Annotated in this window: 27 protein-coding genes; 18 read left to right on the top strand and 9 right to left on the bottom strand. The window is 66.7% G+C overall.

What is annotated here, in order from left to right:
* Window positions 1–2: 2 nt before the first annotated feature.
* The 5 genes from OHS03_RS19365 (at window position 3) to OHS03_RS19345 (ending at window position 4,804) form a co-directional block, all read left to right on the top strand.
* Window positions 3–689, top strand: coding sequence for a phosphonatase-like hydrolase (locus OHS03_RS19365; protein WP_328656012.1), 687 nt, complete (start codon window positions 3–5; stop codon window positions 687–689).
* Window positions 690–780: 91 nt separating this feature from the next.
* The gene (locus tag OHS03_RS19360) at window positions 781–1,827 is read left to right on the top strand and encodes a 2-aminoethylphosphonate ABC transporter substrate-binding protein (protein WP_405147718.1); all 1,047 of its coding nucleotides are present in this window, start codon (window positions 781–783) and stop codon (window positions 1,825–1,827) included.
* Window positions 1,828–1,855: 28 nt separating this feature from the next.
* Window positions 1,856–3,055: an ABC transporter ATP-binding protein gene (locus OHS03_RS19355; protein WP_328656010.1), complete on the top strand. Its 1,200-nt coding sequence runs from the start codon at window positions 1,856–1,858 to the stop codon at window positions 3,053–3,055.
* 52 nt (window positions 3,056–3,107) lie between these two features.
* On the top strand, window positions 3,108–4,004 hold the full coding sequence (locus OHS03_RS19350) for a 2-aminoethylphosphonate ABC transporter permease subunit (protein WP_405147716.1): 897 nt from the start codon (window positions 3,108–3,110) through the stop codon (window positions 4,002–4,004).
* A gap of 2 nt (window positions 4,005–4,006) precedes the next feature.
* Complete coding sequence (locus tag OHS03_RS19345) at window positions 4,007–4,804, top strand: ABC transporter permease (RefSeq protein WP_328656008.1); 798 nt, start codon at window positions 4,007–4,009, stop codon at window positions 4,802–4,804.
* Window positions 4,805–4,848: 44 nt separating this feature from the next.
* Here OHS03_RS19345 and OHS03_RS19340 read toward each other — a convergent pair whose 3' ends face one another.
* Together OHS03_RS19340 and OHS03_RS19335 are read right to left on the bottom strand one after the other, a co-directional pair.
* Window positions 4,849–5,613, bottom strand: a complete 765-nt coding sequence (locus OHS03_RS19340; RefSeq protein WP_328656007.1) for a glucose 1-dehydrogenase — start codon at window positions 5,611–5,613, stop codon at window positions 4,849–4,851.
* A 116-nt stretch (window positions 5,614–5,729) separates the two neighbouring features.
* The gene (locus OHS03_RS19335) at window positions 5,730–6,590 is read right to left on the bottom strand and encodes a helix-turn-helix transcriptional regulator (protein ID WP_328656005.1); all 861 of its coding nucleotides are present in this window, start codon (window positions 6,588–6,590) and stop codon (window positions 5,730–5,732) included.
* A 104-nt stretch (window positions 6,591–6,694) separates the two neighbouring features.
* Between OHS03_RS19335 and OHS03_RS19330 the strand changes: the two genes are divergently transcribed.
* Window positions 6,695–7,381: a TetR/AcrR family transcriptional regulator gene (locus tag OHS03_RS19330; RefSeq protein ID WP_328656003.1), complete on the top strand. Its 687-nt coding sequence runs from the start codon at window positions 6,695–6,697 to the stop codon at window positions 7,379–7,381.
* Between the two features lie 29 nt (window positions 7,382–7,410).
* On the opposite strand, the gene OHS03_RS19325 is transcribed toward OHS03_RS19330, so the two are convergent.
* A complete protein-coding gene (locus OHS03_RS19325) occupies window positions 7,411–8,472 on the bottom strand; it encodes an NAD(P)H-dependent amine dehydrogenase family protein (RefSeq protein ID WP_328656001.1) in 1,062 nt (353 codons plus the stop codon).
* Between the two features lie 540 nt (window positions 8,473–9,012).
* Here OHS03_RS19325 and OHS03_RS19320 point away from each other — a divergent pair.
* Window positions 9,013–9,597: a pyridoxamine 5'-phosphate oxidase family protein gene (locus OHS03_RS19320; protein ID WP_328655999.1), complete on the top strand. Its 585-nt coding sequence runs from the start codon at window positions 9,013–9,015 to the stop codon at window positions 9,595–9,597.
* Between the two features lie 366 nt (window positions 9,598–9,963).
* On the opposite strand, the gene OHS03_RS19315 is transcribed toward OHS03_RS19320, so the two are convergent.
* Window positions 9,964–10,314 (bottom strand): HNH endonuclease, encoded by a 351-nt coding sequence (locus OHS03_RS19315; RefSeq protein ID WP_063055902.1) that lies wholly within the window; start codon window positions 10,312–10,314, stop codon window positions 9,964–9,966.
* Between the two features lie 150 nt (window positions 10,315–10,464).
* Between OHS03_RS19315 and OHS03_RS19310 the strand changes: the two genes are divergently transcribed.
* From OHS03_RS19310 to OHS03_RS19300, 3 genes are all read left to right on the top strand, one after another.
* The gene (locus OHS03_RS19310) at window positions 10,465–10,791 is read left to right on the top strand and encodes a VOC family protein (RefSeq protein WP_328655997.1); all 327 of its coding nucleotides are present in this window, start codon (window positions 10,465–10,467) and stop codon (window positions 10,789–10,791) included.
* Window positions 10,792–11,082: 291 nt separating this feature from the next.
* Window positions 11,083–11,763: an AIM24 family protein gene (locus tag OHS03_RS19305; protein ID WP_328655995.1), complete on the top strand. Its 681-nt coding sequence runs from the start codon at window positions 11,083–11,085 to the stop codon at window positions 11,761–11,763.
* Window positions 11,764–12,127: 364 nt separating this feature from the next.
* Entirely contained in the window at window positions 12,128–13,183 is a 1,056-nt protein-coding gene (locus tag OHS03_RS19300) for a hypothetical protein (protein WP_328655993.1), read from the top strand.
* A gap of 132 nt (window positions 13,184–13,315) precedes the next feature.
* On the opposite strand, the gene OHS03_RS19295 is transcribed toward OHS03_RS19300, so the two are convergent.
* The gene (locus OHS03_RS19295) at window positions 13,316–14,401 is read right to left on the bottom strand and encodes a protein kinase family protein (RefSeq protein WP_328655991.1); all 1,086 of its coding nucleotides are present in this window, start codon (window positions 14,399–14,401) and stop codon (window positions 13,316–13,318) included.
* Window positions 14,402–14,653: 252 nt separating this feature from the next.
* Here OHS03_RS19295 and OHS03_RS19290 point away from each other — a divergent pair, with 252 nt between their 5' ends.
* Together OHS03_RS19290 and OHS03_RS19285 are read left to right on the top strand one after the other, a co-directional pair.
* On the top strand, window positions 14,654–15,583 hold the full coding sequence (locus tag OHS03_RS19290) for an SDR family NAD(P)-dependent oxidoreductase (RefSeq protein WP_328655989.1): 930 nt from the start codon (window positions 14,654–14,656) through the stop codon (window positions 15,581–15,583).
* 76 nt (window positions 15,584–15,659) lie between these two features.
* Window positions 15,660–16,268, top strand: coding sequence for a DUF4126 domain-containing protein (locus tag OHS03_RS19285; protein ID WP_328655987.1), 609 nt, complete (start codon window positions 15,660–15,662; stop codon window positions 16,266–16,268).
* A gap of 11 nt (window positions 16,269–16,279) precedes the next feature.
* Here OHS03_RS19285 and OHS03_RS19280 read toward each other — a convergent pair whose 3' ends face one another.
* The gene (locus OHS03_RS19280) at window positions 16,280–17,290 is read right to left on the bottom strand and encodes an LLM class flavin-dependent oxidoreductase (RefSeq protein WP_328655984.1); all 1,011 of its coding nucleotides are present in this window, start codon (window positions 17,288–17,290) and stop codon (window positions 16,280–16,282) included.
* 114 nt (window positions 17,291–17,404) lie between these two features.
* On the opposite strand from OHS03_RS19280, the gene OHS03_RS19275 reads away from it, so the two are divergent.
* The 4 genes from OHS03_RS19275 (at window position 17,405) to OHS03_RS19260 (ending at window position 21,431) form a co-directional block, all read left to right on the top strand.
* Window positions 17,405–17,881 (top strand): MarR family winged helix-turn-helix transcriptional regulator, encoded by a 477-nt coding sequence (locus OHS03_RS19275; protein WP_328655983.1) that lies wholly within the window; start codon window positions 17,405–17,407, stop codon window positions 17,879–17,881.
* 72 nt (window positions 17,882–17,953) lie between these two features.
* Window positions 17,954–19,384 carry a DHA2 family efflux MFS transporter permease subunit gene (locus OHS03_RS19270; protein WP_328655981.1) on the top strand — a complete coding sequence of 477 codons (1,431 nt, stop codon included), beginning with the start codon at window positions 17,954–17,956 and terminating at the stop codon, window positions 19,382–19,384.
* An 83-nt stretch (window positions 19,385–19,467) separates the two neighbouring features.
* On the top strand, window positions 19,468–20,544 hold the full coding sequence (locus OHS03_RS19265; RefSeq protein ID WP_328655978.1) for a class 1 fructose-bisphosphatase: 1,077 nt from the start codon (window positions 19,468–19,470) through the stop codon (window positions 20,542–20,544).
* 11 nt (window positions 20,545–20,555) lie between these two features.
* On the top strand, window positions 20,556–21,431 hold the full coding sequence (locus OHS03_RS19260) for a phosphoribulokinase (RefSeq protein ID WP_328655976.1): 876 nt from the start codon (window positions 20,556–20,558) through the stop codon (window positions 21,429–21,431).
* A 19-nt stretch (window positions 21,432–21,450) separates the two neighbouring features.
* Here OHS03_RS19260 and OHS03_RS19255 read toward each other — a convergent pair whose 3' ends face one another.
* Genes OHS03_RS19255 through rpe form a run of 3 tightly spaced genes read right to left on the bottom strand, consistent with a single transcriptional unit; the run spans window position 21,451 to window position 24,811 of the window.
* Window positions 21,451–22,140 (bottom strand): HAD-IA family hydrolase, encoded by a 690-nt coding sequence (locus tag OHS03_RS19255; protein WP_328655971.1) that lies wholly within the window; start codon window positions 22,138–22,140, stop codon window positions 21,451–21,453.
* Window positions 22,137–24,116 (bottom strand): transketolase, encoded by a 1,980-nt coding sequence (gene tkt / locus OHS03_RS19250; protein WP_328655964.1) that lies wholly within the window; start codon window positions 24,114–24,116, stop codon window positions 22,137–22,139. Before tkt ends, OHS03_RS19255 begins: the two co-directional genes overlap by 4 nt.
* Window positions 24,113–24,811, bottom strand: coding sequence for a ribulose-phosphate 3-epimerase (gene rpe / locus OHS03_RS19245; RefSeq protein WP_328655961.1), 699 nt, complete (start codon window positions 24,809–24,811; stop codon window positions 24,113–24,115). Before rpe ends, tkt begins: the two co-directional genes overlap by 4 nt.
* Before the next feature lie 134 nt (window positions 24,812–24,945).
* On the opposite strand from rpe, the gene OHS03_RS19240 reads away from it, so the two are divergent.
* Window positions 24,946–25,614: a response regulator gene (locus OHS03_RS19240; protein WP_056811641.1), complete on the top strand. Its 669-nt coding sequence runs from the start codon at window positions 24,946–24,948 to the stop codon at window positions 25,612–25,614.
* Window positions 25,611–26,783 (top strand): GAF domain-containing sensor histidine kinase, encoded by a 1,173-nt coding sequence (locus OHS03_RS19235; RefSeq protein ID WP_328655959.1) that lies wholly within the window; start codon window positions 25,611–25,613, stop codon window positions 26,781–26,783. Before OHS03_RS19240 ends, OHS03_RS19235 begins: the two co-directional genes overlap by 4 nt.
* Window positions 26,784–26,836 lie beyond the last annotated feature (53 nt).

Raw genomic sequence — 26,836 nt, 5'->3', positions numbered from 1 at the left:
CTATGTCGAACAACAAGATTCAGCTCGCCGCCCTCGACATGGCAGGTACTACCGTCGCCGACGGCGGACTGGTGCTGCGCGCCTTCGAGAGCGCCGCCACCACCGCCGGGATCGAGACCGAGGGCCCGCGTCGTGAACAGGCTCGCCGCTACGTGCTCGACACCATGGGTCAGTCCAAGATCGAGGTCTTCCGTGCGCTGCTCGACGGCGACGAGGTCGCTGCCCACCATGCCAACCGTGCGTTCGAGGCCGCCTACGACGCCCTGGTCGACGAAGTCGATATCGCGCCCATACCCGGTGCGGTGGAAGCGATCACCGCGCTGCGTGACGCCGGTGTCCGGGTTGCGCTGACCACCGGATTCAGCCGCGGCACACAGGACAAGCTCCTCGCCGCGCTGGGCTGGGCCGACCTGGTCGACCTCACCCTCGCGCCGTCCGATGCCGGACGCGGACGCCCGTACCCCGACATGGTGCTGGCCGCCGCGCTGCGCCTCGGTGTCGACGCCGTCGACCGGATCGCCGTTCTCGGTGACACCACCAGCGATATCGCCACCGGTCTCGCCGCAGGCGCGGGCATCGTCGCGGGCACCCTCACCGGCGCGCACACCGCCGATCAGTTGCGTGCCGCAGGCGCCACCTACGTCATCGACTCCGTCGCCGCGTTCCCGGCGCTGGTGCTCGCCCACTGAAGCTTGCCGTCGCGGTAATCGCCGCGGCGTCGCCCTCCGATCAACCCGTCCCTGCGATTCCCCCGACATCTGAACGAAAGTTGCTGTAATCGTGCGTACTCCACTCACCGCGCGCCGCCTGTCCAAGGCCGCGCTGCTGCTGGTCGGCGTCACCGCCGTCGCGTTCACCGGCGCCTGCGGTGGCACCGGTACCGAATCCGCGGACGGCAAGACCGTCACTGTGTACTCCGCCGACGGTGTCGGTGGCTGGTACAAGTCCCAGTTCGACGCGTTCACCAAGGAGACCGGCATCGCGGTCAACCTGGTGGAGGCGGGTTCCGGCGAGGTGGTGAACCGGGTCGACAAGGAGCAGTCCAACCCGCAGGCCGACATCGTCGTCACCCTGCCGCCGTTCATCCAGAAGGCCAAGCAGTCGGGACTGCTGCAGCCCAGCGGCATCGACACCGCCGCTGTTCCGGCCGCGGCCAAGGACGCCGAGGGCAGCTACGTGACCCTGGCCGACAACTTCCTGTGTTTCATCGCCAACCCCGCGGTCGACGCCTCGGCGCTCACCTGGGAAGACCTGCTGAAGCCGGAGTACAAGGGCAAGCTGCAGTACTCCACCCCCGGCCAAGCCGGTGACGGCACCGCGGTACTGGTGCTGTTGCAGCAGCTGCGCGGCAAGCAGGGCGCCCTCGACTATCTGGCCGCGCTGCAGGCCAACAACGTCGGCCCGTCGTCCTCGACCGGCAAGCTGCAGGCCAAGGTCGACAAGGGTGAGCTGCTCATCGCCAACGGCGACGTGCAGATGAACCTGACCACTGTGAAGGAGAAGGGCTCCAAGTTCAACGTCTTCTTCCCGGCCGCAGGCGGCAAGCGGTCCACCGTGGCTGTCCCGTACATGATGGGTCTGGCCAAGGGTGCGCCGCACAAGGACGATGCCACCAAGCTGATGAGCTTCCTGATGGCCCCGGCCGCGCAGGCGAAGCTCGGTCCCGAGGCTTTCGCCGTGTCGCCCCGCACCGATGTGCCCGCCCCGGCCGATGGTGGTCCCGCCGCCGCGTTGAAGGGTGTCGAGGTGGTTCCGGTCGACTGGAACAAGGTGCTCACCGAGCTGGACGCCGATGTCGCGGCGTACCAGAAGGCAACCGGCAGCTGAATGCGGCTGTGATCCAAGGGAGTTGACAATGTCCGACGGTGACCTCCAGATGAAATCCGCCATCTCGGTGGCGGCAACCAACGAACCCGCGATCGTGTTCGACCGGGTCGGGGTCAGCTATGGCAGGGGCCGCAAGGCCGCCGTCGCGCTGGCCGATTTCACCCTGCGCGTCGCCGTCGGCGAGACCGTCGCGCTCCTCGGCCCGAGTGGGTCGGGCAAGTCGACCGCGCTCAAGGCGCTGGCCGGTTTCGTCCGGCCCACCTCGGGCGCGGTCCGCCTGGCGGGCCGCGACGTCACCGATCTCTCGCCCGCCAAGCGGGGGATCGGTGTCGTCGTGCAGTCTTACGCGCTGTTCCCGCATATGAACGTGCACAGCAACGTGGCGTTCGGCTTGAAATCGCATCGGGTGCCGCGTGCGGAGATCTCCACACGCGTCGCCGAGGCGCTCGACATGGTCGGCATGGCCGGCTACGCGCAGCGACTCCCGCGCGAATTGTCCGGCGGTCAGCAGCAACGGGTGGCGATCGCCCGCGCGCTGGCCATCAAGCCCAGCGTGCTGCTGCTCGACGAGCCACTCGCCGCGCTCGACGCGCAACTGCGCCATTCGATGCTCGGTGAACTGCAGGCACTGCGAAAAGCATTGCCCGACACCGCGATGCTCTACGTGACCCACGATCAAGCCGAGGCGCTGGCGCTGGCGGACCGGATCGCGGTGATGCGCGATTCCCGGCTCGTCGACATCGACACCGCCGAAAACCTCTGGCAGCGCCCACCCACCGATTTCACCGCCGCTTTCCTCGGCGGCGCGAACCTGGTGCCCTGCACGGTCGACCACGTCAGCGGCACCGCCGCCCTGGTCACCGCGGGCGCTAGGACGCTGCGGGCACAGGCGCCGCAACCCGTTGTGGCACTAACGGATTGGGCCCCCGGCGACGACGCTCTGCTCTGCGTCCGCCCGCACACGATCACCCTCGGTAAGCCCGGCGAGCGGGACACCCTGCGCGCCACCGTGCTCACCGCGGTCTGGCGTGGGGCGTCGACCCGCGTGGAACTGTCCGTCGACGGACTTCCCGGCGACATCGCCGCCGACGTGTCGGGCCACTTCACCACCGAAGTCGGATCCGTTGTCGGTGTGCGGTTGCCGGACCCGGCGGGCGTTCTGATTCCGCGCGCGATCGGTGAGAGTTCCACTGAGGTAATCGGTTCGGACAAGGAGAGCGCACGGTGAACGCGCGGGTTCCAGCCCTCAGCGGCTCGCTCGACACCAGGGGAGCGCTGCGGTGAGCGCCGCCCTTCTCGATCATCCGGAAGTATCTGCGCCAGTGAAGGACTCCACACCACGCAGGTTGTGGTTGCCGATTCTGTGGACGCTGCCGCCCGTGCTGGTGGTGCTCGGAATCGCGGGTTATCCGATTCTGCGGGTACTCACCGAATCGACGCAGACCCCGACCGGGCGTGGCACCGAGGTATGGACTTCGGTGCTCGGATCGGAGGCGTTCCGGGAAGCGTTGTGGCGCACCGTCTCCATCGCGGTCTGTGCCACCGCGGGCTGCTTGGTGCTGGGTACGTTCCTGGCGGTTGTGCTCGCGTTCGTGCCATTTCCCGGCTCCGGACTGGTCGGCCGACTGATCGACACGATCCTGACGCTGCCGTCGTTCCTGATCACCCTCGCCTTCACCTTCCTCTACGGCACAGCGGGCGCGGTGAATGCCCTGATCTCCGAATTGACCGGCGCCACCACACCGGTCATCGACTTCCTCACCACCCCGCTGGGCGTGATCCTGGCCGAGATCACCTACTTCACCCCCTTCGTGGTGCGTCCCGTTCTGGCCGCGTTCGCGCAGATGCCACGCGAACAGCTCGATGTGGCGGCGAGTCTCGGAGCTTCACCGTGGCGGGTGCTGCGTCAGGTGGTGCTGCCAGAAGCGTGGCCCGCGCTCGCGGCGGGCGGCAGCCTGGTGCTGCTGCTCACGCTCAACGAGTTCGGCATCGTGTTGTTCACCGGTGCGAAGGGCGTCATCACCCTGCCCGCGCTGATCTACACCCGCGGCATCGTCACCTTCGACCTGCCCGGTGCGGCGGTACTGGCCGCGGTGCAGGTGGTGCTCTCGCTGAGCCTCTACCTCGTCTACCGGTTCGTATTCGCCCGTTTCATCGCCCGCCCGAAGGGGGACTGATCGTGCTCGTCTGGACTCCGCGCGGAAAAACGCTGGTACTAGGTGCTTTCGCGCTGGTCGTGGCGGTGGTCTTCGTCGCCCCGATCGCCACGGTGATCGCCGCGGCGTTGGCGGGCAGCTGGACCGGCCCGCTTCCCTCCGACCTCGGCTTCACCAATATCGGCAACGCGCTCAGCGGCGAGCAGGCGGCCAGCCTCTCTGTGAGCCTGCAAACCGCCCTGCTCGCCGGCGCGATCTCCCTCGTCCTCGGCACCTGGGCAGCGCTCGCTTCGCGCGAAGCGCCCTCCTGGTTGCGCCGCCTGACCGACGCTGTTTTCCACCTCCCCGTCGCTGTTCCCTCGGTGGCGGTCGGTCTCGGCGTCCTCATCGCTTTCAACGAACGCCCGCTCCTGCTCGGGGGCACCAAGTGGATCGTCATCGTCGCCCACACGGTGCTGGTCCTGGCCTACGCCTTCAGCGCGGTCTCCGCCGCCCTCGACCGCCTCGATCCGGCTTACCGCCAGGCCGCCGAATCCCTCGGCGCCGGACCGGTCCGAGTTCTGTGCCAGATCACCTTGCCGCTGCTGTTGCCCGCGCTCGGCGCCGCTGCGGGCTTGGCCGTCGCACTGTCGATGGGCGAACTCGGCGCCACGATCATGGTCTACCCCGCCACCTGGAAGACGTTGCCGGTCAGCATCTTCGCCCAGACCGATCGCGGTGAAGTGTTCGACGCCGCGGCAGGCACCACCGTCCTCGTCGTGGTCACCTTGGTAGTGCTGGTCGTCCTCGGTCGAGTACGCGGTCGCGCGGCCCTGCGCTGATCGGGCCAGGCGGGCCCTCCGGTCCGGACCAGCCTCGGATTCGTTCACAGCAGTGCCGCGGCATCGACCGCGGTGAGTCCGCCGTCGACTCGGAGATCGTGCCCGTTGACGAACGCGGCATCCGCTGACGCCAGGAAGGCGACGGCGGCCGCCACATCCTCGGAGGTGCCCACTCGGCCCGCAGGTGACAGCGCGGCAACCCCGGCCTTGGCGGCTTCGGAGAGCTCGGCACGGAAGGCCGGGGTGTCGATGTAACCGGGGCTGACCGAGTTCACTCGGATGCGACGGGGCGCCAATTCGGCTGCGAGAGTGCGGGTCAGGTTGTGGACAGCGGCCTTGCTCGCCGAGTAGAGGGCAGCCCCGGGGACGCCCCGATGGAGCGCGAAGGACGCGTTGATGACGATCGCGGCATGGTCGGAAAGCAGCGGCAAGACCTTCTGGATGGTGAAGAAGGCCCCTTTGAGGTTGCTGCCGATCACCTCATCGAAGAGCGCGCCGGTGACCTGGTCGATCGGCTGGAACGAGCCGATGCCCGCGTTGGCGAACAGCAGATCCACGTGTCCGAAACGGTCGGACACCGCCGCCGCGAGAGTGTCGAGATCGCCGAGATCGGTCGCGTCACCGGCGATTCCGTGCGCCTGACCACCGAGCTCGGCGACGGCCGCATCGAGGCGTTTCTCGTCCCGCCCGGTAACCACGACGCGGGCCCCCTCCTCGATCAGCCGATGCGCGGTAGCCAACCCCATCCCACTACTTCCGCCGGTGATCAGCGCGGTCTTGCCATCGAATCGAGAACCGTTGTGCGTCATGGATTCAGCGTGGGCGGTGGTCGAGCGAATAGACAGTGCGCAGTTATCAGGGGTGTATCACCACCAGGATCCGCCCCGACCCCTAAGTGAACCGCAGGCTCGCGCGTGGCAGACGGTCACGCCGATTCGGAGAGGCGCAGTCGCGGGAGTCCGGCCAAACGTTCTGCCGTATCGGTATTCGGTTTCGGGTTGTAGAGCACCAATGACCAGTTCGGGTGGTCGGCGACGGTGAGCGTGGTGGCATCGAAGTAGAGATCACCGACGTCGGGGTGATGCAGCGCGTTCACCGCTTGGATCGGCGCGCCGACCTCGTGGTGTTCCCAGAGTTCGGCGAACTCGGGCACGGCAGCAGCGAGTTCGTCTGCGACACGCTGGAATTCGCTGTCGTGGGGAACCAGCGCCGCATCCGCGCGATAGGCGGCGACCACGCCGGGAGCGGCTTCGGCCCACGGTTCGGGCAGTCCCCGGTACCGGGGACTGGTGAAGAACGTGACCAGACAATTGTGCGGTTCGCCGTCCACACAGCCGAACACGCGCCCCGCGAGCACGTTGAACGCCAAGATGTTCCAGTACCGATCACGCACGATGGCAGGCCCCCGCTCCCACCCGTCGACCACCGCCCGCATCTCCACACTCACCTCGGTCGCCGACCCGCCCGCAGGCGGCGGATTGAGCCCCGCGAGCAGATACAGATGCCGCCGCTCCGGCTCACTCAACCGCAACACCCCCGCCACCGCGTCGAGCACCTCACCCGACACAGTGATCTCCCGCCCCTGCTCGAGCCACGTGTACCAAGAGACCCCGACCCCCGACAGCTGCGCCACTTCTTCGCGGCGCAGACCGGGCGTGCGCCGACGTAAGCCCGGCAGTAGGCCCACATCGCCCGGGGTGATCCTGGCGCGACGCGATTTCAGGAACGCACTGAGTTGGGCTCGGCGCTCGGTCCGCACCGAGCGCGTGTCGACCACTTCGCTCATCCCCCCATCGTCGCCGATGGCGATCCCGGTATCCAGGTGGTACCGATCGCTCGCGGCACGATCCCGGCAACCGCCGAGCATCTGTCGGGCAATAGGCTGGGATGGTGAGTGGGGAAACGTCCGGGACGCCCGAGGCGGTCGACGGTGCGGGCAAACGGCGGCGGCGCGGCCGTCCGGCCCGGATCAGCAGGGAACTGATCATGTGTGCCGCCAGGGAACTCGCCCCGGAAGCGTTGACGATGCAGGCCGTCGCGGATGTGCTCGGCGTCGATCCCAAAGCCCTGAACTACCACGTGGGAGATCGAGAGGGCTTGCGCGAGTTGGTGGCGTTGGACGTCTTCGAGACCGAATTGGCCCGGGTCACGCTGCCGGTCGGCCGCGACTGGCAAGCGGTGGTCCGCTCGTATGCGATGGCGCTGCGTGACGCGGTCGTCCGGCTCGGCCCCCTGGCAACCTCCATCCGGCTGCCGGGCGACAACGGACTCGGCACGCTACGGCCAGTGGAGTGTGTACTCCGTGCGCTTGTCGGTGCGGGCTTCTCGACCGATGATGCGGGTCGCGGACTCACCCTGATCACCGACACGGCCTTCTCCGCAGGTCTGAGCGCCGTGCGGTCGGCGAAGAACCCGGTGCATCCCGACGTGCCAGGGGTGATCAGCGCCTTGCAGGCCGCAGGCGAGGAGGAACTCCCTCTGCTGCGCGAAGTGGTCGCGGGTGGACCGGCCGGTGATCAGCTCGAGTTCGCGTTGACCGTGCTCCTGGTCGGCCTGGAACAGCTGCGAACTCGGTGAGCCCCGGCTTCCGAGTGTGATCGAGGGCTTCAGACCGGCCGGACGACGCCGCGCGGCACGATCAGCGGCAGATCGGTATAGGTGAGAATGCCCGGTGCGGCAGCGACCACCGCCGGGATCGCGTGCACGGGGGGCATGGCGGTCATGATGTGTCCGAGCACCATGAAGTCCGCGATGGTTTCGGCCTGGAAGTCCGGCGGCGGGTGGAAACCGACGGTCATGTTCACCGTGGGTCGTCCGTCGACCGTGATCTTCCAGCCGTCCCCGTCCAGCTTCCAATCCGGATCCAGGGTCTGCCCCTTACGCCAGCGGACATTGATGTCGATGACCGTCCGGTCCCCGATCCGGCCCTGCCAGCTCGCGTGCACACCGGCGACGCAGCCCTTCCGGATCGTCCATGACCCGAGGTCCAGATCCGCTGTGGTCTGGGCATATTCGGCCACGCACCGGACGTCGTCGAGTTCGAGCCCGAGGGCATCGGCGACCAAACGGACGGCCTCGGCGAAGATGGCCGTGCCCCGCGCGGCCATGCCCGCCAGCTTCGGGTCATCGATCGGCGTGCCGAAGCCCACCGGTCGCTCGGTGGCCGGGGAGTCGTAGAAGGTGGTGTCGGCGGACTCGGCGATGGTGACCTTGTCGATGCGGTCGCAGGCACTGCCCGCCACGATGGCGAGCAACTCGGCGAAGCCGGGGCTCACCCCGGAACCGAAGATGCTCGATCCGCCCTGGCGGCAAGCCTCGTCGATTTCCGCCCGATCAACGCCGAGATTGTGGCCGGTGATGAACGATGCCGTGGTCACGACGTTCACGCCCGCGGACAGGATGCGGACCACCTCGTCGACGTCGAACCACATCGGGTTGTAGACCACGCAATCAGGTTTCAGCGCCAGTAGCGCGTCGGCGTCATCGGTGGCCAGGATGCCGATCGGGTCACCACCGAGCAGCTCGCCGACGTCGCTGCCGATCTTGCTTCCCGCCCAGGCGAAACAACCCACCAGTTCGAACTCGGGATGCGCGGCAAGCGCCCGGGCGGAACTCTTCCCGACGTTGCCGGTCGTCCACTGGACAACCCGATACTTGGTCGATGACATCGGAACCTCATTCAGTGTTCAGCGCGCGCATTGTCCGGGCCCGGCCGATTGCCGCGCACCGAACCGCGAGGTAGGACGAATGCCGTTCTACCCCTTCATGTGTCGCTGCTTGTGGGGCCCATACTCGCACTCCCCGCACCCGTCACGCACGCTTTCGACAAACTTTTTTCCCGATCAGAGAATAATACGGGTGGGGTCGCCACACCTGGGCCCACAGCACGGTGCGGCAGCCAACTGTCGATCAAGCGGTGCCCCCACGGCAACAACTGGGGTGTCGGCTACCGCTCCCTTCCGGTGTGCCGGGTCTATCCGATTCGAAGACGCTCGCGACACCGAACTGGGCCGTACACGATCCCAGATTGCCGCACGGTCGTCTCGACTCGGATGTCCGCTACTGCCTGCCGATCTCAGCGCACCGGGGAGCCGACGTCCGGTGATTCCGCACCGACAGCAGGGCGGCTGTTAGCCTCAAATCATGACGGGGTGGAGTGTCTATCTATGGTGCGCCAACGTAGCTTTCAGCAGCTCAGGGCGTGTGCGATGAATGGCAATGATGCGCGCTGGCGCTACGTTCGCGAGATCTTGGACCGCGGGCGCAAATCAACCGGGCACTTCGGGATCGCCTCGGTGGACAGCGCTGGCATTCCGAATATCACGCCGGTGGGTACGGTCTTCTTCCGCGATGATTGCACCGGTTTCTACTTCGACCAGTACACGTCGGCCCTGGCCCGAAATCTCGATACCAACCCGCACCTGTGTCTGATATCGGTCGATCGCGGATCGTTGTTCTGGTTCCGTTCGCTACTACGCGGCCGCTTCATCGGCGCGCCTGGGGTCCGGCTGTACGGAACAGCAGGGGCTCGCCGTCTCGCGTCCGAGGCAGAGCTGGAACAAGTCCGACGCCGGGTTCGCCCGATGCGGCTGCTGAGGGGCGGCAGGCTCCTGTGGTCGGACTTCACCCACGTCCGTGACATCGACTTCAGCAGTGCGCGCCTCGTGCGCTACCCGTTGATGATGTCGCACCTGTGCCAAGAGGAGTCAGTGTCATTCACTGATCGCGGCGACGCACCAGGGTCTGCGACACAACCACCTCCGACACGCTACAAACGAATCACTACGACGTGAGACGCCGTCTCAGGACCTGCCTCGCACCACAACTTCCAGCCCGTTGACGAACGTGTCGAAATCGGGTCGGTACGTGTCCCGATCGGCGGCCGGGGTCTGGGCGGACATCATGATCGGGTTGATGTGCCGTTCACAATCCAGATTCCGCAACTGTCGGCCTGGCACCAGACGCCAACAGAAGGTGGCGATTCGGTGCTACGTATCGGCCTGGGTAAGGGCAATGCGACTGTCACCCTCCGCGTACTCCCCGCCCGCGGGACCTCGTCCGTCATAGGTGTCCGTCTGGACGACGGATGGCGAGAGTTGGGATCCGAGACCACCTCGGTGTGCGGTCTAAACGCCTGCCGCGAACTCGTACTCACGCCTCTAGGCGAACCGCGTAGTGAGCTCGGTCGCGATCTCGTAGTGGCGCACGAGGAACGAGCGTTCGTCGAGCTTCTTGCGTCGCAGCCAGCTGGTCACTTCCGCGTTGCACTTGCTGGCGTTGCACGACCCACACGCGGGCACGACGTTGCCGAGCGTGTAGCGACCGCCACGCGAGATGGCCTGCACGCAGTCCTTCTGTAGCGAGGTAGCGGGGGAGCGACAGTACGCACACCCGCCCCACGACGCCTTGAGTGCGTCCCACTGCGCATCGGTGAGGTCGTGGATGACCTGCGCCATCCGCTTCTTGCGCTTGCGCGCGGCACGAACCTGTTTGCTACCGCCAGTCGGCACGAAAGCAGACAATACGCGTCGCGATGGTCGACGTGATCACCCTGGGCAAACGAAACGTCTGGATTCTCGAGCCGAGGTCAGCGATGAATGTGCCGATATCGAGTAGTCCATACTGGTATGGATATCAACTCCTTGTTCTTCGGTCTGGCCGTGACCGATTTCGCGGCGGCAGACAGCTGGTACAGCCGCTTGTTCGGGCGTGCGGCCGACTTCGTGGTGGTACCGGGAGCCGAGGCGATGTGGCAACTGAACGACACCGCCTTCCTTTACATCGTGGTCGATCCCGAGCACGCCGGTCAGGCTCTGGTGAACATCGCCGTGTCCGACCTGAACGACGCCGTTGCCGAAATCGCCTCGCGAGATCTCGATCCCGGACCGTTCATCCTCGTCGGGCCCGGCGGCGCGGCGGGCAGAAAAGTACCGTTCACCGATCCGGACGGCAATTCGATCTTTGTCATCGAAATTGCCGCCCCCTGAGTCGAGCTGCGGCGCCAGACGACAAATCCGACGCCGCATTACCGAACCTCGCAGTCACCATGGTGTGCCGGACGAGCGGTCTGCGGTGGGAACGCACTGGCCGAACCGGCCATCTGGCAGGTCCGAAATCAACGGCGCGACTTGATCGCTTGTTGGCGAGGCCGATTGTCCACCCGTGGTCATCGATCCGGAGGGTCGGTATCGTGGGTTGGCGCTCGGCAGTAGAGGACTGAGCACAAGTCCCGGGTCCGAACAGGCTTCGCCCGCAATCTTTCAGGAGCACCGACCCGTATGCGTAGCGATATCTTCCACGCGAACAATATGGCCCAGCAGGCCACTCAGCTCGGCCTCACGCTGCAGCACTCGAAGTGTGTGAAGGCGTGTGTCAACGGCGAGGTGTATGCCCGCCAGGGCGCCATGATCGGCTATCGCGGGCAGTTCGCGTTCGAGGTCAAGAGTCAGGGTCTGGGCAACCTGGTCAAGCGGTTCGCAACGGGGGAGGGGGTGCCGTTGATGAGCTGCCGTGGGCAGGGCGAGGTCTGGTTCGCCCACCATGCCTCGGATTGCTTTCTGATCGACCTCGATCCCGGGGATTCACTGTCGATCAACGGCAAACACATCCTCGTCTACGAGCCCACCCTCGGCTACGACATCCAGATGGTGTCCGGCGCCGGTGCTTTCGTCGGCGGCGGTCTGTTCAACTGTGTGTTCCAGGGGCAGGGTCGGCTGGCGATCACGAGCCACGGTCAGCCGATCGTCGTGCCCGTCAGCCACCAGCAACCGGTGTTCGCCGATTCCGATGCCCTGATCGGCTGGTCCTCGGGCCTACAGACCTCCATCGTGCGCACCCAGAGTTTCGGATCGATGCTGCGCGGCGGGTCGGGCGAGGTAGCGCAGGTGCGATTCGTCGGCGAGGGGTTCGTCATTCTCCAACCCTCGGAATTCACCTTCGGGCCGACAAGCTCGAAGTAGCCACACCGCGCTACCAGGTGAGATCACGGTCGGGGACCCGGTGCTCCCCGAACCAGATCGCGACCATCTCAGCGGTGGCCGCGATAAGTTCACGGCGCTCGCGGCCGTCGACATCGAGAGCCGAGGCGCAGCGATCCGATCGGTCGAGGTCTCGGTGATCCCGCGCTCTCCGAACAGGTCCGCCGCAGCGTCGAAGATCTGGTTCCGCGTCGCCTCGGCTCGATCCTGCGTGGGCAGACGGCGACTACGAGGGGGCGGAGGCACGTTCTTGATCCTTACGTTCACAACACTGAGCCGCAGCACAGCGTGTGCGTTATCTCGTCCGTTGAACGAAGGACGATGCGCACGCGGAAACCTTCCCCAGTTGGGACCGAGTGAGACCCTGTTCGGCGCGCACGCCCGGCTCTGGTTGTGCGTCTGGCGCGAGCAATCCAACGTCAATGGTTGCCGTGCCCGCCTGTGGTGGTGGAACCTCTCGGGAATGGTAGAAGCGATCGAGCCTTTGGTGTTCGAAGCGATCAGAAGCGTTGAACCTGAGCCGATCCGCGAGCATTGGGTGGTTGTCGCGAACAAGCGCTATCCACCTAAGCAGGTGTATCAGCTGATCACCGGATTGCCGCGCTCGGCGTTTACATCGCATCGTGCCCTCGCCGAGTTGCGTCGATTGGGGCTGTCCACCAGCGTCTACACGCCGCCGCGGGCAGATGCTGACAGGGCCGAAGCCTCCGGCGGATCCGGTGGCGTCGATGGATTGGCTGAGTCATTCGCGACGTTGTCGCGGTTTCTCACCGAGCACGATCTGACAGCGCACCTCGCCGCCGCGGAGGCTGATTTCCAGCATGCTGGATCTGCAGCGAGTCGTGAGGTGATCGCCAGGTACGGATTCAGCGACGACCTCCTCGACGCCGCGCTGGCTGTGCGCGCACGCGTCGGGCGCCTCAACGACGTCATTCATGCGACCGTCATCGCGCGTGTGCTACCCGCCATCTTGGAAGAAGGAGAGGTTGTCAGCCGACGGCCCTCTCTAGGAGCGGGAAATGATCCGTCGCGACCGTTCGATCTGGAAACAGATCGTCGGATCGCCGAGTTCAAAGTCGCACAGTGGAAGGGTGCCGACACCATGCGCAAGCGAGGTGTCGTCTCCGACTTGGTTCATTTGGCGCTCGATGAAAGCGGTCGGCGTGCCCAGCTTTTCGTGGTCGGTGCGCTGCCTGTCAGGTTTCTTACGGCATCCAAGTCGACGATCGCATGGGCGCTCGGCCGATCGTCTCCGCACACCAGAGCCCGGTTCGAGCAACGCTTCGGACCTGCAACCGATTTCACCGTCGCGGATTTCGCTCGTGTGCACGGCCGACATATCGAGCTGGTCGACTTGGCAACACTCGTCCCGTCGTTGGCACTTCCGCCAGAGCTGATCTGACCGCACCAGCATCGCCAATGTCCCATCGCTGCATTGCAGTCACACCGAATATCCACCCATGCCGCCCGCAGACCGCAGCCCGTCCAGGTCGTCGGCCGGGTATCTCGCCGAGCCCGCCCGCTTCCGGGTTCGTCACCTCGGCTGAACGAACACCGAGGCCTGGTCGTCCAGCAGGCGGCGGATCTCCTCGTCCGGATACGGGGTGCTTCGGCTCGCCTGCTGGAACGCACGCATGAATCCGGACATTGCCGTCGCGACCGGCGCATGCCGAGTGAGGAGCGCGGCGGCTCCCTCGGGGATGCCATGGGGAGGCTTGCCCTCGGCGATGGCGCGCACCATCGCGGCGCGCGTCTCCCGGTCTTCCCGTCGGAGCCCGTACAGGGCGGTGAGCAGCCAGTTCGACAGGTAGGTGGCGGTGAAACCGCGGTCATAGCTCTGGTGCTGGTCGAAGAACGCAGCTTCCTGCGGCGAGAGGTCGAACCCGGAGGAGAGTGCGAGGCCGTAGTCGGCGAAGTAGAGGCGTCGACCGTCGGTCAGGATGTTCTGGAAGTGCGCGTCCAGGTGCAGGAGCCCACGGCTGTTCATGAACGCGGTGCCCGCGGTCAGTTCCCGCTCTACCATGGCGCAGGCCCGGTCGGTGGTCTCGTCGCCCGCCTCGATCTGGGTGTTCAGCCAGTCGTGGAGGGTGTTCGGGATGTACTCCAGGAACAGCGCGATGCTCGCCGAAGAGTCACGCAGGGCCTCGATCCGGTGGCGTATCTGGGGTCGGTCGTCCCAGTAGGCGACGGTGCGATCGATGTCGGCGAGCTCGGCAGGCAGCGGCGTCGTATCCGGGAGCACCCGCCAGTGGTACATCAGCGGGAAGCCCTCGTGTTCGGCGGCGAGCACCCAATTCGTCGTCATGGTGTGCACGGCGAGCTCACGCCAGGCTCCGAAGCCCGCTCCGCCGATGAGGCCGACGTCGTAGTGGTAGAACAGCGGCACATCGAACAGGTTCGCCGTGGACCGGACGTGTTCCGGCTGCCGTTCCAGGTCGGAGAGGGGAACTCGCTTCACGAAAACCGGAGTGCCGGCGATCTCCACTAGCGCTGACTTCCCGCCGATACCGGCACCGATCGGCTCGGCCGCATCCACGAGTTCGCGCAACGCATGATCGCTGTGCAGTGCCAGGGCGGTGGAGACGGCGCCGTGGACGCGCAGGCGCTTCGGGAGCGACATGTCACGGGTCGCCGTCGCGTCGCGGGATATCACCTCGCTGCCGCGCATCACCACGATCAACCCTCCCCGTCGCAGTCGCGATAAACAGTCAGCCTATCGCGATCATCGACCTGTCGAACGTCCGGAAAGCCGCTGTTCGGGGATCCGTAGATCCGGCGCGGTGGGGCTGAGCAGGTACTCCGAGTCGGTGTCCGAGCTGCGCGCCAGTGGCGTGTAAGGGCGGTGCAAGAAGCCGCGGTAAGAGTCGATGACATGACGTGGCACAACGGCCGACAGGCCGAGAGAAAGACCATGCTGGTTACCGGCGCCAACGCGGGCATCGGGTACTTCACCGCCGAGCAACTCGCGGCCACCGGTGCCACCGTGGTGCTGGGCTGCCGTGACACCGCCAAGGGCGAGCTCGCAGTGCGGGCGATCCGTGCACGGGTTCCTGATGCTCGATTGCGTTGCGTGCGTATGGATCTGGCGGATCTGTCCGCACTGCCTGCGACAGTGGACGCCCTCGACGTCGACAGCCTGGACGCGGTCGTACTCAATGCCGGGGCCTATCTGTCTGGTCCCGAACGCCGCACCAGCGCTCAGGGGCACGAATTGATGTTCGCCACAAACCATCTCGGGCACTTCGCGCTGGTCGCATATCTGATGCCGATACTGACCGCGACATCGAACAGTCGGGTGATCACGGTGGGCAGCTTCGCCGCACGGTCGGAGCGACTCGATCTCAGTGATCTGCAATCCGAGCGGGACTATCGGCCCAAGCGCAGCTACGGACGATCGAAGCTGGCCCAGATGCTGTTCGGGTTCGAACTGGATCGCCGTCTGCGCGCGCACGGTGCCGACACCGCCAGCATTGTCGTCCATCCCGGCGGTGCCTTGGACTCACTGACCCCGTCGCGGCCACCGCTGTTCGTCCGCACCACCGCCCAGCGCCTGCGCGGACTCCCCGCAGGCATCGCGCTGCACGGCAAACACGCGGCCGCCACGACCGTTGTCCGAACCGTTCTGGACGACGGGATATCCGGCGGGCAACTCTGGGGGCCAAGGGTCTTCGGTCTCCGTGGCCGACCCCATCGGGAAACGCCGCATGCGCATATGGCCGACCTCGATACCGCCGCCGAACTGTGGACCGCTGGTTCCGCACTCGCAGCCGTCGACCCGCTCGTACGTCCGTCCCTACACTGATCCGCCCTGCGTCCTGCCCGCCGCGGTGAGGCGGCGGTTGACGGGTTGTGTCGGTGGACGGGCTTACGCTGGCCTTGTGTCGGTACTCCCTCTGATCTTCACCGCGGGCTGGGCCAGCGGGATCAACGCGTACGCGGTGGTGTTTCTGCTGGGGTTGTTCGGGCGGATCGGGTGGGCCGGTGACGTGCCGCCGGGGTTGCAGCGCACCGATGTGCTCGTTGCCGCCGCTGTGCTGTTCGTGATCGAGGCGGTGGCGGACAAGATTCCGTACCTCGATTCGTTCTGGGACGCGGTGCATACCGTGGTTCGGCCCGCTTCGGGCGCGGTCGTCTCGGCCCTGATTGCGGGGCAGGACGATTCGCTACCCACTATGTTCGCGGCGGCAGTCGGTGGTACCACTGCCTTGCTCAGTCATATCGTCAAAGCGGGCACCCGGATGGCGATCAATACCTCCCCGGAACCGGTGACCAATGTCGTGATGAGCACCGCCGAGGACTTCACGGTCGGCGGTGTCCTCACCCTGGCGGTGTTCTTCCCGGTGCTGGCCGCGGTGATCGCGGCTGTCCTGCTGGTGATCGGCCTATCGGTGGTCTACTTGTGCGCCAGCCGAATCAGCCGCTATCTCCGACGCAGACGAGAACGCCGAGCCGCGCGGAACAGCGGCGTCGACTCGGCCCTCGAATAGCGCGGCGACACTCACCGCACCTGCGGCGCCACTTTCGTGCCGAGCAGGTCGATGCTGTGCAGCACCTGCTCGGGCGGCAGGGTCCCCACGCTGGTGTGCAGCATGAAGCGATCGAGGCCGAGGGTGTCGCGGACCTCGGCGATCTTGCTCGCCACATAGTCGGGGGTGCCGACGAACAGCGAACCGTTCTGCGAGCGCAGGACGTCGAACTGCGCACGCGTCATCGGACCCCAGCCGCGCTCGCGGCCGATGGTCGACATGGCCAATGCGTAGGGCTCGTAGAACTGCGCAAGGGCCTGCGCGTCGGTATCGGCGACATAGCCGTGCGCGTGTACCGCCACCGGTTGCTTCTCGTGTCCGCCCTCGGCGAGCGCGCGGTGATACAGCTCGACCAGCGGCTTGAACCGTGCGGGCTCACCGCCGATGATCGCGATGGCGAGAGGCAGTCCGAGCAGTCCGGCGCGAATCACCGACTCGGGACTGCCGCCGACCGCGATCCATACCGGCAGGGGACGATCGTCGGTGCGCGGATACACCGTCGCGTCGTGCAGCGGCGCCCGGAATCGGCCCGTCCAGGTGACGGGGCCTTCCTCGCGCACGCGCAGCAGCAGGGCCAGCTTCTCCTCGAACAGTGCGTCGTAGTCGGCCAGGTCGTACCCGAACAACGGGAACGACTCCGTGAAAGATCCGCGCCCCGCCATCAGCTCGGCGCGCCCGTTCGACAGTCCGTCCAGCGTCGCGAAGTCCTGGTACACGCGCACCGGATCATCGGAGCTGAGCACGGTGACGGCGCTGGTCAACTGGATGCGCTCGGTCCGGGCGGCAGCGGCGGCCAAGACTACGGCGGGGGAGGACGCGGCGAAATCCCGGCGATGATGCTCGCCCACGCCGTACACATCGAGTCCTGCGGCCTCGGTCGCCACAGCCTCGTCGACCACCTGACGCAGCCGCTCGGCGGCGGTCGGCGCGGGCCGGTCGGCGGTGGGGTACAGCTCGGCGAAGGTGGTGAGCCCCAGTTCCATGTGAACCCTCTCTTCGGGATGCGGTCCTCTTGTAAACGGACCGTAGTCCGATAACATTCCTCGCCGAATTATGGATGAATGCGGATTATCTATGACGAAACTATAGTGGGCGGTATGACCGCCCTGGCGACCGCGCGCACCGAACCCGACCTGTCCTTCCTGCTCGACCGCACCAGTCACGTCCTGCGCACGCAGATGGCGGCGGCGCTGGCTGAAATCGGGCTCACGGCCCGCATGCACTGCGTGCTGGTCCACGCGCTGGAGGCCGAACGCACGCAGGCTCAGCTGGCCGAGCTCGGCGACATGGACAAGACGACCATGGTGGTCACCGTCGACGCGCTGGAAAAGGCCGGTCTGGCCGAACGTAAACCGTCGAGCACCGACCGCCGCGCTCGCATCATCTCCGTGACGCCCGCGGGTGCGGAGCTCGCCGCGCGCAGCACCGAAATCGTCGACGGCGTCCACCAGGGCGCGCTCGGTTCGCTGCCGAAGGCTGAGCGTGAATCCCTGGTGCGGGCACTGAATCACCTGGTGGAGGGGCATTTGTCGGCGGTGGTCGAGGCTGCTCCCGCGCGCCGAGCCAGGCAATAGTCCGTTATAGATTGTCTATTACGAAACTATCTAGTACGGTCTCTCTTGTTGGCTTCCAGCAGGAGATGACCCATGACAAAGTCCCAGCGCACCGCCCTCGCGGTGCTGTCGGCCGCGATGCTGATGACCATCCTCGACGGCAGCATCGTCACCGTCGCCATGCCGGCGATCCAGGAGGACCTCGGCTTCTCGCCCGCGGGTCTGAGCTGGACCGTGAACGCCTACCTGATCGCCTTCGGTGGTCTGCTCCTGCTGGCCGGGCGCCTCGGTGACCTGATCGGCCGCAAGACGATGTTCGTCACCGGCACTGTCGTCTTCACCGCTGCGTCGGTGCTGGCGGGCGTGGCGACCACTCCCGCCGTGCTGATCGCGGCCCGATTCCTGCAGGGCGTCGGCAGCGCGATCGCCGCGTCGGTGGTGCTCGGCATCCTGGTGACGATTTTCACCGAGCCGCGCCAACGGGCAACGGCCATCGGTGTTTTCAGCTTCACCGGCGCGGCGGGCGCCTCGATCGGTCAGGTGCTGGGCGGCGTGCTCACCGATGCGCTGAACTGGCACTGGATCTTCCTGATCAATGTGCCGATCGGCGCGCTGACGGTGCTGGTGGCAGTGAAGGCACTGCCCGCCGACCGTGGTCTCGGCTGGTCCGCCGGTGCCGATGTGCTCGGCGCCGCCCTGGTCACCGCCGGTCTGATGCTCGGCATCTACACCGTCGTCGAGGTCGAACGCTACGGCTGGATCTCGGCCCACACCCTCGGCCTCGGCGCGCTGGCCGCCGCACTGCTCGCCGCTTTCGTCGTCCGTCAGGCCACCGCGGTCAACCCGCTGCTGCCGCTGCGAATCTTCCGTTCCCGCAGGGTCTCCGGCGCCAATGTTGTCCAGATGCTGACCCTGGCAGCCATGTTCGCCTTCCAGATCATCGTGGCGCTCTACCTGCAGAAGGTGTTGGGCTACAACGCATTGCAGACCGGCCTTGCCATGCTGCCTGCCGCCGTCGCCATCGGCGGGGTGTCGCTGTTCGCCTCTGCCCGCCTGATCACCCGCTTCGGGGAACGGACTGTGCTCATCGCCGGTCTGGTGCTGCTGCTGGCCGGGATGTCGTGGCTGACACGGCTGCCCGTCGACGCCGGTTACCTCACCGACGTGCTGCCGGTGATGGTGGCCGTCGCCGGTGGCGGACTGGTGCTGCCCGCACTCACCGCGCTGGGGATGTCGGGCGCCGAAGCCGACGACGCGGGCCTGGCCTCGGGGTTGTTCAACACCACACAGCAGGTCGGCATGGCGATCGGCGTCGCGGTGCTGTCCACCCTGGCCGCCGCGCGGACCGGCACCGAACTGGTGGCCGGCGCCTCCGACGCCGCAGCCCTGACCAGCGGTTACCGGCTGGGGTTCACGGTCGCGGCCGGTCTGCTCGCCGCCGCGCTCGTCATCAGCGCCACCGTCCTGCGCAAGCGGGACAGCGCCGAAGTGAAGCCGGTCGCCGAGGCTGTTCCTGCCTTCTGAGGTGACGGATCGCCGGGAACCACCCCTGTGGTTCACCCCCCGGGTGGATGTCCACCCGAGGGGATCGGTGGTGTCCTCGAAGGATGCTGACCGATCGCACGACGTTGACCCAATTCCTCATCGAAGAGCGCCGCCGCCATCCCGGTTCCAGCGGTGAACTCAATTCCCTGATCCTCGACGTCGCACTGGCCTGCAAGGCGATCTCCAAGCGCATCGCCTCGGGTGCGCTCACCGGTGTCCTCGGCGGCGCCGGGGTGGTGAACGTGCAGGGTGAGCAGCAGCAGAAGCTCGACGTGGTCGCCAACGACCTCTTGCTGCACGCGTGCGAGTGGGGCGGCCACCTGGCCGGCATGGTGTCGGAGGAACTCGACGACCCGTACCCGATCCCACCCGACTATCCGCGCGGCAAATACCTCCTCGCCTTCGATCCACTCGACGGATCGTCCAATATCGACGTGAATGTCGCGGTGGGCAGCATCTTTTCGATTCTGCGCGCACCGACCCCCGGCGTGGACGCGACGAGGCAGGACTTCCTGCAGCCCGGCACCGAGCAGGTCGCCGCGGGCTATGCGATCTACGGTCCCGCGACGCAACTCGTGCTCACCGTCGGAACCGGCGTGCATGCCTTCACCCTCGATCCCGAGCTCGGCGAGTTCTTCCTGACCGGACAGAATCTGCGCCTGTCGGAGTCCACGTCGGAGTACGCGGTCAACAGTTCCAATCGCCGCTTCTGGGAACCGGCCGTGCGCCGCTACATCGATGAGTGCCTGGCGGGCGCGACCGGCCCGCGCGAGAAGGACTTCAACATGCGCTGGGTGGCGTCGCTGGTGGTCGAAACGCACCGCATCCTGACCCGGGGCGGGGTGTTCCTGTACCCGCGCGACTCGAAGGACCCGTCCAAGGAGGGCAGGTTGCGCCTGCTCTACGAGGCCGCTCCCATCGCTTTCCTGATCGAGCAGGCCGGCGGTCTCGCCTCGACCGGCCGTGACCGGATCCTCGAGGTCGTCCCCACCGAGCTGCACCAGCGGATCGCGTTCATTTTCGGTTCCCGCGACGAGGTAGCCCGCATCGTGAGTTACCACGCCGAAGCGGCCGAGGAGCCCGACGGCCAGTGGAGCCCGCTGTTCGGTCTACGCGGTCTCTACCGTTCCACCACCTGAGGAGGAGATTCATGTCCGCCAAGCACCCCGTCGTCGCCATCACCGGATCATCCGGAGCCGGAACAACGTCGGTGATGCGCACATTCGATCAGATCTTCCGCAGGGAGGGCATCGATGCCGCGTACGTCGAGGGCGACAGCTTCCACAAGTTCGACCGGGTAGGCATGAAGGAGGAACTGGCGCGGGCATTGTCCGACGGCGACCACACCTTCAGTCACTTCGGTCCCGAGGCGAACCTGTTCGAAGAACTGGAGAAGTTGTTCCGTGGCTACAGTGAGTCCGGCACTGGTCGGGTGCGAAAGTACCTGCACGACAAGGAAGAAGCCGCGCCTTACAACCAGGAGCCGGGCACGTTCACCCCGTGGGAGGAGATCCGCCCCGACACCGACTTGCTGTTCTACGAGGGCCTGCACGGTGCGGTGGCCGACGAGCAGGTCGATGTCGCGCAGTACGCCGACCTGCTCATCGGGGTGGTACCCGTGATCAACCTCGAGTGGACTCAGAAGTTGCACCGAGACAAGGACAAGCGCGGCTACTCCACCGAGGCGGTGACCGAGACGATCCTGCGCCGCATGCACGACTACGTGAACTTCATGTGCCCGCAGTTCTCCCGCACCCACGTGAACTTCCAGCGGGTTCCCGTGGTGGATACCTCGAATCCGTTTGTCGCCCGCACGATTCCGACTCCCGATGAATCGATGTTGGTGATCCGGTTCGCCGATCCGCACGGCATCGACTTCCCGTATCTGCTCTCGATGCTGCACGACTCGTTCATGTCCCGCTCGAACACGATCGTGTGTCCGGGCGGGAAGATGGACCTGGCGATGCAGCTGATCTTCACACCGATGCTGTTGCGGCTCATGGAACGTCGCGGCCGCACCCGCTGAGCCGCAGTCGACGACCACCTCACGCGAGGTGGTCGTCGAACCAGGTCACCAGCTCCGGGTCGTCGAGCCCATCGGCGACGAGCACCGCTGCCGAGAGGTCGTCGGTGCGCGTGTACGCGTTCTGCGCGGCCACGCACCGCAGCCCCGCCGCCACCGCGGACCGCACGCCGTTCGCCGAATCTTCCACGGCCACTACGTGCTCGGCGGACAGGCCGGTCTGGATCAGCACATCCAGATACACCGCGGGGCTCGGTTTCAGCACGGGCACTTCGGTTCCGGTGGTCACGGTGTCGAACGGCTCACCGAAAGCGTGTTTCAGCAGGGGCTCGACCCACGCGCGGGTGCCGGTGGTCGCCACATGCAACCGAACGCCACGCGACCGGAGCCGCTCGATCAGCTCCCGCGCTCCCGACCGGGCCCGAATCTGCCCGTCCGAGGCCATCTGCCGCATGACGCGGGTCTTGGTGCGGTGCACCTTGTGCGCGAGCTCGCGCGCCTGCTCGGTCGGCATGGCGTGCTGTTCGAACCAGAACGCCAGCCGCTGCGCGCCACCGGCGACCTTCAGCAGCTTCCCGTACTCCTCGACATCCCAGCGGTCGGGAAGCCCCGCCTCGGCGAATGCCGTGTTGAAGGCCACCCGGTGGCCGTCTCGTTCGCTGTCGACCAGGGTGCCGTCGACATCGAAGATCACCGCGCGCAGCTGAGTCATGGTGCGCCGTCGAGGTATTCGCGGACTCGGTCGAGGACGGACTCCACGGTGAACCCGTGGTGGGCCAGCACCTCGTCTCCGGGTCCGCTGTGTCCGAACTCGTCGATGCCGATCGTCAGGTCCACCAGCCCCGCCCAGCCCGCGGTACTGCCTGCCTCGATACTGATCGTGTGCGCTGAGGCATCAGGGGTGAAGCGGGACCGATCCAGCGCAGACACCACCCGCACGTCGTGTCCGTCGGTCCGTAGCCGATCGGCGACCGCCGCAGCCAGTGCGACTTCCGAACCGGTAGCGACGATTTCGATCCCGCGCGCGGTGGCGACCTCCGGTTCGGCTGCCTCGCCGATGACTTCGGCACCGTCGACAATTCGTGGCACGGCCCCAGCGGTGTCGAGCTGGGGCAAGGACTGGCGGGAAAGGATCAGCGCGGTAGGTCCGTCGACGCGCGAGAGCGCGAGTTCCCAGGCTAGAGCGGTCTCCGCATCGTTCGCAGGCCGCAACACCTGCACCCCGGGAATCAGCCGCAGCGACTCGATGTGCTCGACGGGCTGGTGCGTCGGCCCGTCCTCACCGACCGCGATCGAATCGTGGGTCAGCACATAGATCACCGGCTGGCCCATCAACGCCGACAACCGCAGCGCGGGCCGCAGGTAGTCGGCGAACACCAGGAAGGTACTGCCGAAGACCCGGAACCCACCGTGCAGGCTCATCCCGTTCAGCACGGCCGCCATCCCGAACTCGCGAATGCCGAAAGCGATGGCACCGGCGGTGAAGTCGCCGCGACTGACCACGTCGCCGCACTCCGTGCCGGTCGACCCGGCCAGGTCGGCCGAACCGCCCACCAATTCCGGCATCGTCGACAGCGCCGCGTGCAAACACGCCTGCGAGGACTGCCTGGTGGCGCGCGGCGCGTCCGCCGCCACGGCTTCCAGCGCAGCCGGCAACCCCGCGGGCAGCAGACGCGCAAGGGCACGTCGGAACTCGGCCGCACGCTCCGGCGCGGCAGCGTCGAACGCCGCGAATTCCTCGAGCCAGGTCGCATGTTCCTCGCCGCCGATCGCCGCGAGCACGGCACACATCGCGCCCACTTGCTCCGGCACCGCGAACGGCGGAAGAGTCCATCCCGCAAGCTCTTTGGCCTGTGCCAATCGCCGCGCTCCCAGTGGGGAACCATGTGCCTTGGAGGTGCCTGCGACACCGGGCGCACCATGGCCGATCACCGTGCGCACCGCGAGGAAGCTCGGCCGCGGATCGCTCTTCGCGCGGTGCAGAGCGGCGTCTATCGCCTCGATATCGGTCCCATCGGCCACCACCTCGGTATGCCACCCGTAGGCCGTGAACCGTGCCACCTGATCGTCGCTGCACGAACGCCCGACCGCACCGTCGATGGTGATCTCGTTGTCGTCCCAGAGCACGATCAACCCGCCGAGCCCCACATGCCCTGCGAACGAGGAGACTTCGTGACTGACACCCTCCATCAAGCACCCGTCGCCAACGATCGCGTACGTGCGATGTCCAGTGATCTCCGGATACCTGGCGGCGGTCATCCGCTCGGCGAGGGCCATCCCCACCGCCATCGCCAGCCCCTGACCCAACGGCCCGGTGGTGCACTCCACACCAGGGGTATCACCGAACTCGGGATGACCCGGAGTCCGCGACCCCAACTGGCGGAACCGCCGCAGTTCCTCGACGGGCAGGTCGTACCCGAACAGGTGCAACAGCCCGTACAACAGCGCGGAGCCGTGCCCAGCCGAGAGTACGAACCGGTCCCGATCAGCCCACTCGGGGTCGGCCGGGTCATGGCGAAGATGTCGGCTCCACAGCGTCCACGCCATCGGCGCCGCCCCCATCGGCATGCCGGGATGGCCCGACTGGGCGGCCTCCACCATGTCGGCCGCGAGGAATCGCAGGGTATCGACGGCGAGCAGATCGGTGCGCACCGAAGGCGCGAAGGTCGGTGGTGCGATGTCGGTCATCGAACTGCCTCGCTCGCGCAGGTCGCCGCTTCGCGGAGCCGCTTGACCGCGGCCGCTTTGCCTTCGGGATAGCCGTACATCCACGAGCCGGAGATGAAGACATCGGCGCCCGCCGCGGCAGCGCCCCCGATCGTGTCGGCCGTGATCCCGCCGTCCACTTCGAGCTCGATGGGCCGACCGGACTCCTCGATCATCCGCCGCAACCGCGCGATCTTCGGTTCGACGGCCGGGATGTACGCCTGCCCCCCGAAGCCCGGATTCACCGTCATGGCGAGGATCAGGTCGGTCTCGGCCAGCACGTGCGCGACGACCTCGGCGGGGGTGTGCGGATTGAGTGCGACACCGCTGCGCACCCCGAGATCGCGGATTCGGGCGAGGGTCCGATGCAGGTGCGTACAGGCTTCGGCGTGCACGATGATCAGCTCGCACCCCGCGTCGATGTATTCGGTGAGCAGCTCATCGGGATTCACCACCATGAGGTGCGCTTCGAAGGCGACGGTGCTGTGCGAACGCGCCGACGCGATGACATCGGGACCGAAGGTGAGATTGGGGACGAACACCCCGTCCATCACGTCCCACTGGATCCGGTCGACGCCCGCCGCGCACAGATCACCCACTTCCTCGCCGAGACAGGCGAAATCGGCGGGCAATACCGACGGCACTATGAGTGGCCGACGAACTGAGGACTCCGGCATGGCGCGGCCTTTCTGATCGGGTCAGTTCATCGGACCGCATCGGCGCGGTCGGGCACTCCCCCTCGGGGGTGGGCACCCGGGTGAGATCTCGTCAATGCCGGTAACCGCGATGTCGGTCGCCGTAGGGTGGGGGAATGCCGGAGTTACCTCCGACCCCGTTGAAGCTTGTGCTCGTCGACGATCACGAGATGGTGCTGCACGGGCTCGACGCCATGCTCGGCCACTTTCCCGACGAGGTCGTGATCGTCGGCCAAACCACCACCGACACCGCCGCTTTGGGGATGGTGGCCGAGCATCGGCCCGATATCGTCCTGTGCGATGTGCGCATCGGCAAGGCCAGCGGCCTCGACCTGTGCCGCCAGATCACCCTGCAATACCCCGACACCAAGGTCGTGCTGCTCACCGTCTACGACGACGAGCACTACCTGTATCAGGCCCTGCGGGTGGGGGCTTCCGGTTACATTCTCAAGCGCGTCGACGGGCGCGAACTCGTCGCCCAGTTGTGCCGGGTCCGTGAGGGCGAGACGGTGGTCGACGCCGCACTGGCCGGGCGGGTGGCGCTGGCCGCGGCCAGGCTCAGTGCGGGCCAGTTCTGGTCCGGCGCGCACCTCGGGCTGACCCAGCGTGAATCAGAAGTGTTGGGGCTGTTGGTATCCGGTCATTCCAATCGGGCGGTAGCGAGCAAGCTGGTGGTCAGCGAGGACACCGTGAAGACCCATATTCGGGGTCTGTATCGCAAGCTGGGCGTGTCCGATCGCAGCGGCGCGATCGCGGTCGCGTTGCGGGAGGGGCTGTTCCGGTGAGCAATGCGGGCGGCGCGGTCCCCACGGCGGCGGAGCTGGCCCCACGGCTCGGCGCCGAAGGTGTGCTGCTCTACGCCGTCGACGGCCAGGACCTGAGCATCGTCGATATGTGGCCCGCTCATCCCTCGGCGAGTTCTTTGCGACTGCAGGTGGGATTCGGGGTGACCGGGTTGGTAGCCCGCACCCGCAAACCGGTGCTGCTCGACAGCGACTCGCCACGTAATGCCCTGCACCGCAGGCTGTTACGCCTGGAACCTCAGCAAACGGTGGCGCGGATGTGCCTGCCGCTGCCGGGTCTGGAAGGTGATGTGGTCGGCGTGCTGGCCGTGCACCGTGGGCCGCGTAACCCGTTCGGGCAGCAAGACCTCGACGCCGCGCAACAGTACGCCGCCGTGCTCGGCCTGTGGTTGCACGCGCAGCGGCTTTTCCGCACCGTCAATCGGCAACGTAGCGAGCGGGATCGCCTGGTCGAGCAGGCGATCACCGCTCAGGAAGCCGAGCGTCGGCGTATCGCCTTCGACCTGCACGACGGCGTCACCACCGCCCTGGCCTCGATGTCGTTCCACCTGTCGGCCGCCGACCTCACCGTCTCCGAACTCCTCGGCCATGTCGATGTCGCCGACGAGGCCAGCCTGCGCGACCTCGCCAGAGCCCGCGCCGAACTCGTCAGCGCTCGTGAGCTGGCCGATTTCGCCTACAACGAGACCAGGGCGGCGATCTCGGGCCTGCACAGCCTCGTCCTCGACGACCTCGGCTTGGTCGCCGCGATCGAATCGCTGGTGCGCGCGGCGAGCAGCGACGGGCCCCCGACGATCGAGTTCCTCGTCGACCACGCCGCCGCGATCGACGACATCCCCGACTACGCCGCCGCCACGCTGTACCGGATCGCGCAGGAATCCCTCGCCAACGCCGTGAAACATGCCGGGGCGCAGCGGATCGTGCTCTCGCTTCGCCGGGTGGGCGACTCTGTCATCCTCGGATGTTCCGATGACGGTGAGGGTTTCGACCCGGCGCAGCGCCGCGCCAACCGCGCCGCCGACACCGACGGTGAACAGCACTTCGGCCTGACCTCGATCGCCGAGCGCTGCGCCATCATCGAAGCTTCGCTGCGCGTGGAGTCGATGCAGGGGCGCGGAACCACCTTGCTGGTGGAACTACCGCTGAAGTAGTCAACGGACGCAGCAGCGGTGCCCGAGGGGCGGCGCCGCCGCTGCGCGTTGCG

The sequence above is a fragment of the Nocardia salmonicida genome (assembly GCF_036142455.1).
Classification (GTDB): domain Bacteria; phylum Actinomycetota; class Actinomycetes; order Mycobacteriales; family Mycobacteriaceae; genus Nocardia; species Nocardia salmonicida.
This window is presented reverse-complemented; position numbering and strand designations above follow the sequence as displayed.

Coding starts and splice junctions, on each gene's coding strand:
- OHS03_RS19340 (WP_328656007.1), bottom strand. CDS start 5,613: ATGACGCACAACGGTTCTCGATTCGATGGCAAGACCGCGCTGATCACC.
- OHS03_RS19270 (WP_328655981.1), top strand. CDS start 17,954: ATGACAAAGTCCCAGCGCACCGCCCTCGCGGTGCTGTCGGCCGCGATG.
- OHS03_RS19295 (WP_328655991.1), bottom strand. CDS start 14,401: ATGTCGCTCCCGAAGCGCCTGCGCGTCCACGGCGCCGTCTCCACCGCC.
- OHS03_RS19240 (WP_056811641.1), top strand. CDS start 24,946: ATGCCGGAGTTACCTCCGACCCCGTTGAAGCTTGTGCTCGTCGACGAT.
- OHS03_RS19365 (WP_328656012.1), top strand. CDS start 3: ATGTCGAACAACAAGATTCAGCTCGCCGCCCTCGACATGGCAGGTACT.
- OHS03_RS19290 (WP_328655989.1), top strand. CDS start 14,654: ATGACGTGGCACAACGGCCGACAGGCCGAGAGAAAGACCATGCTGGTT.
- OHS03_RS19280 (WP_328655984.1), bottom strand. CDS start 17,290: ATGGAACTGGGGCTCACCACCTTCGCCGAGCTGTACCCCACCGCCGAC.
- tkt (WP_328655964.1), bottom strand. CDS start 24,116: ATGACCGACATCGCACCACCGACCTTCGCGCCTTCGGTGCGCACCGAT.
- OHS03_RS19335 (WP_328656005.1), bottom strand. CDS start 6,590: ATGAGCGAAGTGGTCGACACGCGCTCGGTGCGGACCGAGCGCCGAGCC.
- OHS03_RS19355 (WP_328656010.1), top strand. CDS start 1,856: ATGTCCGACGGTGACCTCCAGATGAAATCCGCCATCTCGGTGGCGGCA.
- rpe (WP_328655961.1), bottom strand. CDS start 24,811: ATGCCGGAGTCCTCAGTTCGTCGGCCACTCATAGTGCCGTCGGTATTG.
- OHS03_RS19320 (WP_328655999.1), top strand. CDS start 9,013: ATGAATGGCAATGATGCGCGCTGGCGCTACGTTCGCGAGATCTTGGAC.
- OHS03_RS19255 (WP_328655971.1), bottom strand. CDS start 22,140: ATGACTCAGCTGCGCGCGGTGATCTTCGATGTCGACGGCACCCTGGTC.
- OHS03_RS19260 (WP_328655976.1), top strand. CDS start 20,556: ATGTCCGCCAAGCACCCCGTCGTCGCCATCACCGGATCATCCGGAGCC.
- OHS03_RS19325 (WP_328656001.1), bottom strand. CDS start 8,472: ATGTCATCGACCAAGTATCGGGTTGTCCAGTGGACGACCGGCAACGTC.
- OHS03_RS19275 (WP_328655983.1), top strand. CDS start 17,405: ATGACCGCCCTGGCGACCGCGCGCACCGAACCCGACCTGTCCTTCCTG.
- OHS03_RS19305 (WP_328655995.1), top strand. CDS start 11,083: ATGCGTAGCGATATCTTCCACGCGAACAATATGGCCCAGCAGGCCACT.
- OHS03_RS19265 (WP_328655978.1), top strand. CDS start 19,468: ATGCTGACCGATCGCACGACGTTGACCCAATTCCTCATCGAAGAGCGC.